This is a genomic window from Streptomyces sp. NPDC104581, from assembly GCF_055583685.1.
Genome location: NZ_JBVJNN010000017.1, coordinates 130,042 through 142,529 on the forward strand (window position 1 = coordinate 130,042; position 12,488 = coordinate 142,529).

Below are 12,488 nucleotides of genomic sequence, written 5' to 3' on the forward strand. Positions count from 1 at the left end.
GGCGCCAACTCGCGGATACGTCGCCCGAGTTGATTTCCCCGGGGCGGGGCACGGCCACGCTGGTGGTTCGTGCCCCGCCCCGCCCCGTCCGTCGTGGACCGTGCCTGAGAGGGGCGCGGACATGACCGGCATACACGTACGCGGCGAACGGGTGGGCCCCGCCGTGACTCTGGGACTGCTGGCGGCCCGGGCCCTGCACGACGCCGAGGAACTCGCCACCGGGCCCCGCTGGATCAGCGAGAACCTGCCCGTGCTGCGGGAGTGGCTCCCCGGCATGCCGGAGCCTGTGTGGAGTGCCATGGCCGCTGTGGAACCGCGTGAGTTCGCCCTGGCCGTCGGGGTGATGGCCGGCTTCGTCGGCTCCGCGGCCGTCGCGGGGCACCGTACGGGGCCGGTCCGGCTTCTGTCAGGGAGCGCTGGACGGATTCGGCCTGCACGGTCTGGTGCATCTCGCCCAGGCCGCGCCGTACAGGGGTACACACCCGGGTCCGTCACGTCGCCGCTGTGCGTGGCGCCGTTCACGCTGTGGGCGCGGGGGCGGCTGCGCAGGGCCGGGGTTCTGAAGCCGGCGCGGGCGCGCGACGTCGCTTTGGGGCTGGCCGTGGCCGCAGGCGCCCCCGCCCTCTCGCACACCCCCGCCCGCAGGGTGGTCGGGGGCCGCTGAACTCCGGCACCGTTCGTGGCAATTGGGGCGAGCGGGCGCCGGGAGCCGCGCTCGGCCCCGGGGGGCAGGGTCGAGACCCCGCCCCCCGGTTCCCACCCTGCGTCGACCGTTCCCGTCGCCCTTCAGGCCTCCGGCCGAACCTGACGGCCGGCGCGCAGCAGCTTCGCGAGCGTGTCGATGCGGTTGGTGGTGATCGAGTCGACTCCAGCCCCGACCAGACGCCGCATGCTCCGCGCCGTGTCCGCCGTCCAGGCGGAAACCAGCAGCCCGTCGCGGTGCGCCCGCTCCGTCAGCTCCCGACTCACCAGGCCGAAGCGGTAGTTGAGCCAGCGGGGCCGTACCGCTTCGAGCAGTACGGGGCGCGGCGGGGACAACGACTGCCACGTCATCGCGATCTCGGCGGCCGGGTCGGCGTCACGCACGGCGAGCATCGCGTCGGCACCGGCGCAGTAGTACACCCGGTCCGCCGCACCGCATTCGCGCACCGCCCCCACCACCGCGCGCACCGTCGCCGCCGTGGCGCTGGGCAGATCGATCATCAGACGCGCGCCCGCCACCGGCTCGGGCGCCAGCAGCACCTCCCGGAGTGCCGGTACGCCGCCCCGTGTCAGGGCGCCCAGCTCGGCGTGGGTGACGTCCGCGAGCGCCCCGTCATGTCCCCACAGCCGTTTCAGCGAGGAGTCGTGCAGCAGGACGGGCACCCCGTCGCGCGTGACGCGTACGTCGATCTCCACGGCGTCCGCGCCCCGTTCCAGGGCGGATCGGACCGAGGGGAGGGTGTTCTCCCGGACGCGGTACGGATCTCCTCGGTGCCCGACGGCCACGACGGAGCGCAGCAGCGCGTCCGGGACCCCGTCGGCGCCGCCCCGTGCGGCCGTCACGTGGCGAGCCACTGTGCGGTGTACGTGTCGATCTCGGCGGTCAGCCGGTTCTTGCCTGCCTGGTCGAGGAACGACGCCTCGACGGCGCCCTTCGCGAGCTCCGCCAGACCTCGCTCGTCCAACTCCAGCAGTTGCGCCGCGACGGCGTACTCGTTGTTGAGGTCGGTGCCGAACATGGGGGGGTCGTCGCTGTTGACCGTCACGAGCACGCCCGCGGAGACGAGCGTCCTGATCGGGTGCAGTTCGAGGTCGGTGACCGCCCGCGTGGCGATGTTGGAGGTGGGGCAGACCTCCAGAGGGATGCGGTTCTCGGCGAGGTACGCCATCAGCTCCGCGTCCTGGGCGGAGCTGATGCCGTGACCGATCCGTTCGGCGCGCAGTTCCTTCAGGGCGTCCCACACCGTCTCGGGCCCCGTCGTCTCGCCGGCGTGCGGTACGGAGCGCAGTCCCTCTGCGATCGCCCGGTCGAAGTGGGGCTTGAACTGGGGCCGCGGTACGCCGATTTCCGGTCCGCCGAGACCGAAGGACACCAGACCCTCGGGGCGCAGGTCGACAGCGAGCCGCAGGGTCTCGTCCGCGGCCTCCAGGCCGGCCTCGCCGGGGATGTCGAAGCACCACCGCAGTACGACGCCGAACTCGGCCTCGGCCGACTTGCGGGCATCCTCGATCGCCTCCATGAACGCCTCGGCGGGGATGCCGCGCCGGGTCGAGCTGAAGGGCGTTATCGTCAGCTCGGCGTAGCGGATGTTCTGCCGGGCCATGTCGCGGGCGATCTCGAACGTCAGCAGGCGGACGTCCTCCGGGGTGCGGAGCAGATCCACGACGGAGAGGTAGACGTCGATGAAGTGCGCGAAATCGGTGAAGACGAAGTAGTCGGCCAATGCCTCGGGGTCGGTCGGCACCTTGGAGCTGGGGTGCCTGGCCGCCAGTTCGGACACGATACGGGGCGAGGCCGAGCCGACGTGATGGACATGCAGTTCGGCCTTGGGCAGCCCTGCGATGAAGGGATGAAGGTCGGTCATCGGGTCCTCCGCGTGCTGAGCGGCGGCGGAAAGGGTGTCGCCGTCCGCCGGGCAGGACGTCTCCCTGCCCAGTGCTTTACCGGTCGGTGGCCATCGTAGGCGGGGCGGACGGCGCGTCCGGCAGAGGCCTTAGCATGACGGAATCACGATGGGGGAGGACCATGTCAGACAGCAGCCCGCAGCAACCGGGCGCCAACGACCCGAGCGATCCGTGGGCGCCGCCGGAGCGCCGGGTGCCGTTGGACAAGCCCGCGCAGGCGTCGAACCCCGTCCAGGACCAGCCGCCGGTCACGCCCGTTCACGACCAGTCGACCGTCACGTCGATGCCCATCGGCGGGCCGCGGCCAAGCGCCTCCGGCGCCGGGCCGGTCCCCGGAGCCGTACCACCGCCCCCCATAGCCCCCGGGGGGCCGGCCCCGACGACTTCCGGTCCGTACGGCTACCCGAGCGCGCCCGTGGCCACCCCGTACCCCGGCACCTCCTATCCCGGGTACCCGGGATACCCCGGCTACCCGGGATACGGCCAGGGCGGCTGGCAGGCCAGTCCGGCCAACGGCATGGGTGTCGCGGCGATGACGCTCGGGATCCTTTCGATCTGCCTGTTCTGCCTGTACGGCGTCGTCGGCATCGTCCTGGGCATTCTCGCCGTGATCTTCGGCGTCGTCGGCAGGAAGCGCGCCGAGCGGGGTGAGGCCACCAACGGTGGTCAGGCGCTCTCCGGAATCATCACGGGCACCATCGGCATCGTCATCGGTGTGGTGGTCATCGGACTGATCGTCTGGGGCATCACCGACGCGATCAAGAACGACAACAACGACTACGACTACGACAGCGGCACCGACGGCTACTCCGCCATGCTCCTAGTCGACGCCGACCGCTGATCCCACCACCGGGACTCGATACGCCGGCCCTGCCCCGGGGTGACGAGGCGGTCGGTGAGGCCGGTCGGCGGTGCGGCCGACGGGCGACCGGCGCGATGTCAGGCGCCCGCCGCCTCCGCGCGGAGCCGTTCACGCGCCTCCATCAGGGCGAAGCCCAGCAGATTGATCCCGCGCCAGCCCGCGGGATCCCGTGCCCTCTCGTCGTCCGAGGCCAGCCCGATGCCCCAGATCCGGTCCATCGGGCTGGCCTCGACGAGGACACGGTCCCCGGTGCCCAGCAGATACTCGTTCAGCCGGTCGTCCTGCCGGAACTTGTGGACGCTGCCCTCCACGACGATGCCGGCCCGCTCGCGCTCCCACACGGCCTCGTCGAACCCCCGCACCTGCCGCCCGGCCTTCTTCGCCGAGGCCGGATCGGAGGCGGTCAGCGCCTGCCGCTCGGCCTCCGCGTCGTCGAACAGCCGGGCCTTTGCCGCCATCATCCAGTGCTCCGCCGTCGCGTACCGAACCCCCTCCACCGCGAACGGCGACTGCCACCACTGGCTGAGGCAACTCGCGCCGATGGCGCCGTCCCGCCGCGGGGCGTGCCCCCAGAAGTACAGATACTCGAAGCTCTCGCCGCGACCCGTACGGTCGATCAGCTCGGCAACCGTGATCATCCCCATGCACGCGAGTCTGGCAGCCACCACTGACAGTCCGTGTGTCGATCAACGCGTTGTGGCGACACATGGTCAACCGATTCCGTCGCGTAACCAAAAGGCAACAACGGAATCACTTGTTGGACGCCCCGTGCTCTGTCAGTATCGGCACTCAATTCAGGCCAGAACAACAGCCACGGCGTCGGAACGACTGGCACGACCGGAGCGACGACAGCCGGAACACGGAGGGCGCCATGGGCAACCGCTTCCCCGCACGGGAGCGTTTCGCGGACGGTGCGCAGTTCATCGACGGGCGACTGCGGCCCGGCACGTCGGGCCGTACGCACGCCGTGGTCGACCCCGCGACGGGCGAGGAACTGCTCACGTACGAGCTGGCGGGGCCCGCCGACGTCGACGCGGCCGTCGCGGCGGCGCTCGCGGCGTACCCGGGCTGGGCCGGCGCCACTCCGGGAGAGCGTTCCGACGCACTTCACCGTTTCGCCGCCGTACTCGCCGACCGTGCCACGGAATTCGCGGAGGCCGAGTCGGCGCAGTGCGGCAAGCCCATCAAGCTCTCCACGGAGTTCGACGTTCCGGGGACCGTCGACAACGCCGCCTTCTTCGCGGGCGCGGCGCGTCATCTGGAAGGCGCGTCGGCAGGGGAGTACAGCGGCGATCACACCTCCTACGTACGACGCGAGCCCATCGGCGTGATCGGCTCCATCGCCCCCTGGAACTATCCGCTCCAGATGGCCGCCTGGAAGATCCTTCCGGCGGTCGCCGCGGGCAACACGATCGTGCTGAAGCCCTCCGAACTGACGCCCTTCACCTCACTGATGTTCGCCCAGGCCGCACAGGAGGCGGGCATCCCCGACGGTGTGATCAACATCGTCAACGGGGCCGGCGCCGACGCGGGTGAGCACCTCGTGGGCCACCCCGACGTCGCCATGACCTCCTTCACCGGTTCCACCGCCGTCGGCAGGCGTGTAGCCGAGATCGCCACGGCCACGGTCAAGCGGCTGCATCTGGAACTGGGCGGCAAGGCCCCGTTCCTGGTCTTCGACGACGCCGACCTCGACGCCGCCGTCCAGGGCGCCGTCGCGGGCTCGCTCATCAACACGGGGCAGGACTGTACTGCCGCCACCCGCGCCTACGTCCAGCGTCCGCTCTACGACGCCTTCGTGAGCGCCGTCGCCGCGCTGATGGAGACGGTGCGCCTCGGTGACCCGTTCGCCCCGACGACCGACATGGGGCCACTGATCTCGCACGCGCACCGCGACCGGGTCGCCGGCATCGTCGACCGGGCGCGCGCGTACGCCCGCGTCGTCACCGGCGGCAGCGCGCCGGGCAGCGACGATCCGCCCGGTGATGCCCCGCACGGCCACGATCCGCACGACCACGCCCGGGAGGGCCGTGCCCCGGAGGGCGGTCACACGGAACGCGCCGCCCTCGCCGACGGCGCGTACTACCGGCCCACCCTGGTCGTGGACGCCGCCCAGGACAGCGAGATCGTCCAGTCGGAGATCTTCGGCCCCGTCCTGGTCGTGCTGCCCTTCGACTCCGACGACGAGGGCCTCCGTCTCGCCAACGACACCCCGTACGGCCTCGCGGCGTCCGTCTGGAGCCGCGACGTGTACCGCACGGGACGCGCCACCCGCGAGATCAAGGCTGGCTGTGTCTGGGTCAACGACCACATCCCGATCATCAGCGAGATGCCGCACGGCGGCTACAAGTCGAGTGGTTACGGAAAAGACATGTCGGCGTACTCGTTCGAGGAGTACACACAGGTCAAGCATGTGATGTACGACAACACCGCGGTGGTCAGGAAGGACTGGCACCGCACAATCTTCGGGGACCGTCTCTAACTCTCCTCACCCTCTCCTCACCCGAAAGGGCACCGCCCATGGAGCAGTACGAGCCCGACCGTCTCTCGGCGGCCCAGATAGCCGCGACGCGTCGCAGCCTCAGCAACGGCAGAGGCGCGCTCAGCCGCCGTTCGCTGCTGCGTGCCACCGGTGCCGGGGCGCTCACGATCGGCGGCGTGGCAGGTCTCGCCGCCTGCGGGATCCCACCCGCGAAGAGGGAGGGCGGCCCGGCGTCCACCGACCACTCGGCGAAGGAGAAGCGCGTCGTCTTCTCCAACTGGACCGAGTACATGGACGTCAGTGAGAACGAGAAGGGCTACCCCTCCCTGGAGGCGTTCACCAAGCGCACCGGGATCCAGGTGAAGTACACGGCGGACATCAACGACAACGTCGAGTTCTTCGGCAAGATCCAGCCGCAGCTCGCCGCGGGCCAGGACACGGGGCGCGACTTGATCTGCGTCACCGACTGGCTCGCCGCCCGCATCATCAGGCTCGGCTGGGCGCAGAAGCTCGATCCCGCCAACCTGCCCCACGCGTTCGCGAATCTCTCTCAGCAGTTCCGCTCGCCGGACTGGGATCCGGGGCGCGCCTACACCTATCCGTGGACCGGAATCCCGTCCGTCATCGCGTACAACACCAAGGCGACGGGGGGCCGCAAGATCGAGTCCGTGTCGCAGTTGCTCGACGACCCGGACCTCAAGGGGCGGGTGTCGTTCCTCTCCGAGATGCGCGACTCGATCGGGCTGACCCTGCTCGACATGGGCAAGGACCCGGCGTCGTTCTCCGACGACGACTTCGACGGGGCGGTCGCCCGCATACAGAAGGCCGTCGACAAGAAGCAGATCCGCCGTTTCACCGGCAACGACTACACGGCGGACCTCAGCAAGGGCGACATCGCGGCGTGCGTCGCCTGGGCCGGTGACATCGTGCAGCTCCAGGCGGACAACCCGGACGTCCAGTTCGCCATCCCGGAGACCGGCTACATGATCTCCAGCGACAATCTGCTGGTGCCGGCGAAGGCACGGCACAAGACCAACGCCGAGAAGCTCATCGACCACTACTACGAGCTTCCGGTCGCCGCCCAGCTCGCGGCGTACATCAACTACGTCTGCCCCGTCGAGGGCGTCCGTCCGGAGCTCGCGAAGATCGACGAGTCGATGGCGTCCAATCCGCTGATCCTCCCGGACGCGGAGATGGCCTCCAAGTCCCACGCCTTCCGCTCACTGAGCAGTGAGGAAGAGACGGCGTACGAAGAGAAGTTCGCCAAGCTCATCGGCGCCTAGGCCACCGGCACCGGCTCACCGGCCGGGGCTCACCGGACCACCGGGCCGTACGGCCGCGCGGGTCCCCAGAGGCCCCGTCCGCTCCGTTCCTCCCCCTCTCAAGCCCCCGGGATCGTTACCCATGACTGAGACCGCATCCACCGGCCGGGGCGGCGACGACGTCCGCCTCACCGGGATAAGCAAGTCGTACGGCTCCTTCCACGCCGTGAAACCCCTCGACCTCACCGTCCCCGAAGGCTCCTTCTTCGCCCTCCTCGGGGCTTCGGGCTGCGGCAAGACCACCACGCTGCGGATGATCGCCGGACTGGAGGACCCCACCACGGGATCGGTCTTCCTCGGCGATCGCGACGTCACCGGCCTGCCGCCCCACAAGCGCCCCGTCAACACCGTCTTCCAGAGCTACGCGCTCTTCCCGCACCTCGACATCTACGAGAACGTCGCCTTCGGCCTGCGCCGCCGGGGCGTCAAATCGGTGAAGAAGCAGGTCGGCGACATGCTCGACCTCGTCCAGCTCGGCGACTACGCGAAGCGCAAGCCGCACCAGCTCTCCGGCGGCCAGCAGCAGCGCGTCGCCGTGGCCCGCGCGCTCATCAACCATCCGAAGGTGCTGCTGCTCGACGAGCCCCTCGGCGCGCTCGACCTCAAGCTGCGCCGCCAGATGCAGCTGGAGCTCAAGCGCATCCAGACGGAGGTCGGCATCACCTTCGTGCACGTCACGCACGACCAGGAGGAGGCCATGACGATGGCCGACACGGTCGCCGTGATGAACGCGGGGCGGGTCGAGCAACTGGGCGCACCGGCGGAGCTGTACGAGAATCCGCAGACCACTTTCGTGGCCAACTTCCTCGGCACCTCCAACCTCATCGAGGCCGACGTCGCGGAGCGGACCGGCGACGAGCTGGTGGTGACGTCGGCGGGCGTGAAGCTGAGGCTGCCCGCCGATCGCTGTTCGACGCGGGTGACCGACGGCGGCCGACTGCTCGTCGGCGTGCGCCCCGAGAAGATCTCCCTCGCGCACGCGGACGACGAGGGATCCATCCCCGCGGGACGCAACCGGGTCACCGGTCGCGTCGTCGACTCCAGCTTCATCGGGGTCTCGACCCAGTACGTCATCGACAGCCCCGTGTGTGCGGAGTTGGAGGTGTACGCGCAGAACATCGAGCGCGACGGCCGGCTCGCTCCGGGGGCGGAGGTGGTCCTGCACTGGAACCCCGCTCACACCTTCGGGCTGGACGCGGACCAGGACATCGACGCGGGCGTCAAGACGGTGGACGAGGAGGGGTCGTGACCGCCACGGCAGCACCACCGGCGCCGCCCACACCACCGGTCACCGACGCGGCGGTACGCAAGGTTCCGCGCCGCAAACGTCTCGTCCCGTACTGGTTGCTACTGCCCGGCATCCTCTGGCTGCTGGTCTTCTTCGCGCTGCCGATGGTCTACCAGGCGTCGACCTCCGTACAGACGGGCTCCCTGGAGAAGGGCTTCGAGGTCACCTGGCACTTCCAGACCTACTGGGACGCGCTGCGTGAGTACTACCCGCAGTTCGTGCGCTCCCTGCTGTACGCGGGCACCGCCACCGTCCTGTGTCTGCTGCTCGGCTACCCGCTCGCCTACCTCATCGCCTTCAAGGCCGGCCGCTGGCGCAACCTCCTGCTGGTCCTCGTCATCGCCCCGTTCTTCACGAGCTTCCTGATCCGTACGCTCGCCTGGAAGACGATCCTGGCGGACGACGGCGCCGTGGTCGGGGCGCTGGACGCCCTCCGGGTGCTGGACGTCACCAGCTGGCTCGGCTGGACGGCCGACGACCGCGTGCTGGCCACGCCCATGGCCGTCGTCTGCGGCCTCACGTACAACTTCCTGCCGTTCATGATCCTGCCGCTCTACACGTCGCTGGAGCGCATCGACGGGCGGCTGCACGAGGCGGCCGGAGACCTCTACGCGAAGCCCTCGACGACCTTCCGGAAGGTGACCGTCCCGCTGTCCATGCCGGGCATCGTCTCCGGCACGCTGCTGACCTTCATCCCCGCGAGCGGCGACTACGTCAATGCCGAGTTGCTCGGTTCCACCGACACCAAGATGGTCGGCAGCGTGATCCAGAGCCAGTTCCTGCGGGTCCTCGACTATCCGACGGCGGCGGCCCTCTCGTTCATCCTCATGGCGGTCGTGCTGGTCGTGGTCACCGTCTATATCCGCCGTTCAGGGACGGAGGACCTGGTCTGATGCGCTGGATCCGACGCAATGTGGTCGTCGTCGCGGGCCTGCTCACGCTCGCGTACATGATCCTGCCGAACCTCGTCGTGATGGTGTTCTCCTTCAACAAGCCGAAGGGGCGCTTCAACTACGCCTGGCAGTCGTTCTCGCTGGACGCCTGGAAGGACCCGTGCGGCGTCGCGGACCTCTGCGGGGCGCTGACGCTCTCGTTCCAGATCGCCGTCTGGGCGACGATCGGGGCGACCGTACTCGGCACCATGATCGCCTTCGCGCTGGTCCGCTACCGCTTCCGGGCACGCGGCGCGATCAACTCGCTGATCTTCCTGCCGATGGCCATGCCCGAGGTCGTGATGGCCGCCTCACTGCTGACTCTATTTCTGAACATGGGGGCGGAGTTGGGCTTCTGGACCGTCCTCATCGCCCACATCATGTTCTGCCTCAGCTTCGTGGTGACGGCGGTCAAGGCGAGGGTCATGTCCATGGACCCGAAGCTCGAGGAGGCGGCGCGCGATCTGTACGCGGGGCCGGTGCAGACCTTCGTACGGGTCACCCTGCCGATCGCCGCACCGGGCATCGCCGCGGGCGCACTGCTTGCCTTCGCGCTCTCGTTCGACGACTTCATCATCACCAACTTCAACGCCGGTTCGTCCGTCACCTTCCCCATGTTCGTCTGGGGATCGGCGCAGCGTGGCACGCCGGTGCAGATCAACGTCATCGGGACCGCGATGTTCGCCGTCGCGGTACTGATGGTGATCGGCGGCCAGCTGATCAGCAACCGGCGCAAGAAGGCCGCGAGACCCTGAGCAGTTCCTGAAGGAGATGGAAGACATGGCCCCTGGAGCCATGCGTACAGCCGCCGCCTCACTCACCGACGCGCAGCCCGTCGCCTACTGGCTCGACGACCCCGGCAGGCCGGGCGCGGTGCCCGCGCTCGCGGGCGACGAACGCTGCGACCTGCTCGTCGTCGGCGGCGGCTACAGCGGTCTGTGGACCGCGCTCCTCGCCAAGGAGCGCGACCCACGCCGCGACATCGTCCTGATCGAGGGCCGCGAGGTGGGCTGGGCTGCCTCGGGCCGCAACGGCGGCTTCTGCTCCGCCTCCCTCACCCACGGTCTCGCCAACGGGCTCAGCCGCTGGCCCGGCGAGCTGCGGGCACTGGAGGACCTCGGCGAGCGCAATCTCGACGCCATCGAGTCGGCGGTCGATCGCTACGCCATCGACTGCGACTTCGAGCGGACCGGTGACATCGCCGTCGCCACGGAGCCGCACCAGGTGGCCGGTCTGCGAGAGCTGTACGACCAGGCGACCGCGGCCGGCTTGACGGGTCTGGACCTCCTGGACGCCGAGGCGGTTCGCGCGGAGGTCGACTCGCCGACCTTCCTGGGCGGCCTGTGGGACCGGCGCGGCGTCGCCATGCTGAACCCGGCTAGGCTCGCGTGGGGGCTGAAGCGGGCCTGTCTGGACCTCGGTGTACGGATCTACGAGAACACGCCGGGGCTTGAACTGGCTCGTTCCGGCGCCGGTATGGCCGTCCGCACACCGTACGGGCGTGTCCTGGCCCGTCACGTCGCGCTCGGCACGAACGCCTTCCCGTCCCTGGTGCGGCGCGTGCGGCCGTACACGGTGCCCGTCTACGACTACGCCCTGACGACTGAACCTCTTACGGAGGACCAGCTCGGCGCGCTCGGCTGGAAGAGGCGGCAGGGGCTGAGTGACGGTGCCAACCAGTTCCACTACTTCCGGATCACGGCGGACAACCGAGTCCTGTGGGGCGGCTACGACGCGGTCTATCCGTACGGAGGGCGCGTCGACGCCGCTCTCGACCACAGGCCGGAGACCTACCTCAAGCTCGCCTCGCACTTCTTCGAGTGTTTCCCTCAGCTGGAGGGGCTGCGGTTCAGTCACGCGTGGGGCGGGGCCATCGACACCTGCTCGCGGTTCTCGGCCTTCTTCGGTACGGCGCACGGAGGGCGGGTCGCGTACGCCGCCGGGTACACGGGCCTCGGCGTGGGCGCGACTCGCTTCGGCGCCGATGTGATGCTCGATCTGCTCGCGGGGGAGCGGACTGAGCGGACGGGGCTGGAGATGGTCAGGACGAAGCCGGTGCCCTTCCCGCCGGAGCCGGCCGCGTGGGCCGGTATCGGGCTCACCAAGTGGTCGCTCGCCCGCGCGGACGCCCGGGGCGGCCGTCGCAATCTGTGGCTGAAGGCCATGGACCGGGTGGGGCTGGGTTTCGACAGCTGACGCCCAGCCATGTGTGGCGGCCCGGCGTCGGCCCGGTGGTCATGTGATCCACATCACCACCGGGTGCCGCCCCGAACTCGCGTAATGATCCGGCGCGGTCTCCCTCTCCCCCTGTGGACGCACTGTCCGGCAATGTGGAGTGGAGGTCGCATGATGACTGACTCGGGGGCCCACTCGGGGTCGAGGGCCGCGCTGGAGTGGCTGGCGTCGGTGGCGCCCGATCCCGACGCCTGCCGCTCGGAATGGGAGCGGGACCCGTACGGGGTCGCTCTCCTGCCCGCCGGGAAGCGCTGGGACGTCCTGATCCTCCCGGGTGGGCTGGGGTATCCGACGCTGGACGTGATGACCCGCCTCGTGGACCGGCCGGGCCCCGTCCTGGCCGACTTCGGCGACGCGCGCCTCGGCTTCTTCGTGCCTCCGGGCACCGTCGCCCGCTGGATCGGCACGGGGGTACGGGGCGCGGGCGGCGGGACCTGGATCGTCGTTCCGTACCCGGGGCGGACCGGCGGCGGTGTCCGGTGGCTGGTGGCGCCCGACGGCTCGGGCACGCTCACCGATCCGCTGTTGCTCGAACTGGCGATGCACGAGGCGGCGGCCGGGGTCGCGGGGGATTCCGGCGTCGGCGGCGTCGCTGACGGCCGAGGCGGGGCCGGCGATCGTGAGGGCTGAGGGCCGAGGCTTCGGGCTCTGGACTTCGGTCTGAGGGCAGCGGGGGGGGGGGGGGGGGGGGGGGGGGGGGGGGGGGGGGGGGGGGGGGGGGGGGGGGGGGGGGGGGGGGGGGGGGGGGGGGGGGGGGGGG

11 protein-coding genes and 1 pseudogene are annotated in these 12,488 nt (G+C 70.2%); 9 read left to right on the forward strand and 3 right to left on the reverse strand.

What is annotated here, in order from left to right; genetic code table 11:
* Positions 1-121: 121 nt before the first annotated feature.
* Positions 122-664, forward strand: a pseudogene (locus ACZ61E_RS16730) (HXXEE domain-containing protein).
* Positions 665-786: 122 nt separating this feature from the next.
* Here the strand turns inward: ACZ61E_RS16730 and ACZ61E_RS16735 are convergent.
* Entirely contained in the window at positions 787-1,545 is a 759-nt protein-coding gene (locus ACZ61E_RS16735) for a glycerophosphodiester phosphodiesterase (protein ID WP_469700355.1), read from the reverse strand.
* Positions 1,542-2,567, reverse strand: a complete 1,026-nt coding sequence (locus ACZ61E_RS16740; protein ID WP_469700356.1) for an adenosine deaminase — start codon at positions 2,565-2,567, stop codon at positions 1,542-1,544. Before ACZ61E_RS16740 ends, ACZ61E_RS16735 begins: the two co-directional genes overlap by 4 nt.
* A gap of 161 nt (positions 2,568-2,728) precedes the next feature.
* On the opposite strand from ACZ61E_RS16740, the gene ACZ61E_RS16745 reads away from it, so the two are divergent.
* On the forward strand, positions 2,729-3,448 hold the full coding sequence (locus tag ACZ61E_RS16745) for a DUF4190 domain-containing protein (RefSeq protein ID WP_469700357.1): 720 nt from the start codon (positions 2,729-2,731) through the stop codon (positions 3,446-3,448).
* A 98-nt stretch (positions 3,449-3,546) separates the two neighbouring features.
* Here ACZ61E_RS16745 and ACZ61E_RS16750 read toward each other — a convergent pair whose 3' ends face one another.
* Positions 3,547-4,107: an NADAR family protein gene (locus ACZ61E_RS16750; RefSeq protein WP_469700373.1), complete on the reverse strand. Its 561-nt coding sequence runs from the start codon at positions 4,105-4,107 to the stop codon at positions 3,547-3,549.
* Between the two features lie 233 nt (positions 4,108-4,340).
* Between ACZ61E_RS16750 and ACZ61E_RS16755 the strand changes: the two genes are divergently transcribed.
* The 7 genes from ACZ61E_RS16755 to ACZ61E_RS16785 all read left to right on the forward strand — a co-directional run bounded on the left by ACZ61E_RS16755 (position 4,341) and on the right by ACZ61E_RS16785 (position 12,358).
* Positions 4,341-5,951 carry a gamma-aminobutyraldehyde dehydrogenase gene (locus ACZ61E_RS16755; protein WP_469700358.1) on the forward strand — a complete coding sequence of 537 codons (1,611 nt, stop codon included), beginning with the start codon at positions 4,341-4,343 and terminating at the stop codon, positions 5,949-5,951.
* A 38-nt stretch (positions 5,952-5,989) separates the two neighbouring features.
* Complete coding sequence (locus tag ACZ61E_RS16760; RefSeq protein ID WP_469700359.1) at positions 5,990-7,234, forward strand: ABC transporter substrate-binding protein; 1,245 nt, start codon at positions 5,990-5,992, stop codon at positions 7,232-7,234.
* Positions 7,235-7,355: 121 nt separating this feature from the next.
* A complete protein-coding gene (locus ACZ61E_RS16765; RefSeq protein WP_469700360.1) occupies positions 7,356-8,522 on the forward strand; it encodes an ABC transporter ATP-binding protein in 1,167 nt (388 codons plus the stop codon).
* On the forward strand, positions 8,519-9,454 hold the full coding sequence (locus tag ACZ61E_RS16770; RefSeq protein ID WP_469700361.1) for an ABC transporter permease: 936 nt from the start codon (positions 8,519-8,521) through the stop codon (positions 9,452-9,454). Before ACZ61E_RS16765 ends, ACZ61E_RS16770 begins: the two co-directional genes overlap by 4 nt.
* Positions 9,454-10,248, forward strand: a complete 795-nt coding sequence (locus tag ACZ61E_RS16775) for an ABC transporter permease (protein WP_469700362.1) — start codon at positions 9,454-9,456, stop codon at positions 10,246-10,248. Before ACZ61E_RS16770 ends, ACZ61E_RS16775 begins: the two co-directional genes overlap by 1 nt.
* 25 nt (positions 10,249-10,273) lie before the next feature.
* Complete coding sequence (locus tag ACZ61E_RS16780) at positions 10,274-11,689, forward strand: NAD(P)/FAD-dependent oxidoreductase (RefSeq protein ID WP_469700363.1); 1,416 nt, start codon at positions 10,274-10,276, stop codon at positions 11,687-11,689.
* A 153-nt stretch (positions 11,690-11,842) separates the two neighbouring features.
* A complete protein-coding gene (locus ACZ61E_RS16785) occupies positions 11,843-12,358 on the forward strand; it encodes a hypothetical protein (RefSeq protein WP_469700374.1) in 516 nt (171 codons plus the stop codon).
* Positions 12,359-12,488 lie beyond the last annotated feature (130 nt).

Excerpts from the sequence above, each read along its gene's own strand:
- ACZ61E_RS16775 (WP_469700362.1), top strand. The coding sequence starts at position 9,454 with ATGCGCTGGATCCGACGCAATGTGGTCGTCGTCGCGGGCCTGCTCACG.
- ACZ61E_RS16785 (WP_469700374.1), top strand. The coding sequence starts at position 11,843 with ATGACTGACTCGGGGGCCCACTCGGGGTCGAGGGCCGCGCTGGAGTGG.
- ACZ61E_RS16750 (WP_469700373.1), bottom strand. The coding sequence starts at position 4,107 with ATGATCACGGTTGCCGAGCTGATCGACCGTACGGGTCGCGGCGAGAGC.
- ACZ61E_RS16745 (WP_469700357.1), top strand. The coding sequence starts at position 2,729 with ATGTCAGACAGCAGCCCGCAGCAACCGGGCGCCAACGACCCGAGCGAT.
- ACZ61E_RS16780 (WP_469700363.1), top strand. The coding sequence starts at position 10,274 with ATGGCCCCTGGAGCCATGCGTACAGCCGCCGCCTCACTCACCGACGCG.
- ACZ61E_RS16760 (WP_469700359.1), top strand. The coding sequence starts at position 5,990 with ATGGAGCAGTACGAGCCCGACCGTCTCTCGGCGGCCCAGATAGCCGCG.
- ACZ61E_RS16755 (WP_469700358.1), top strand. The coding sequence starts at position 4,341 with ATGGGCAACCGCTTCCCCGCACGGGAGCGTTTCGCGGACGGTGCGCAG.
- ACZ61E_RS16740 (WP_469700356.1), bottom strand. The coding sequence starts at position 2,567 with ATGACCGACCTTCATCCCTTCATCGCAGGGCTGCCCAAGGCCGAACTG.
- ACZ61E_RS16765 (WP_469700360.1), top strand. The coding sequence starts at position 7,356 with ATGACTGAGACCGCATCCACCGGCCGGGGCGGCGACGACGTCCGCCTC.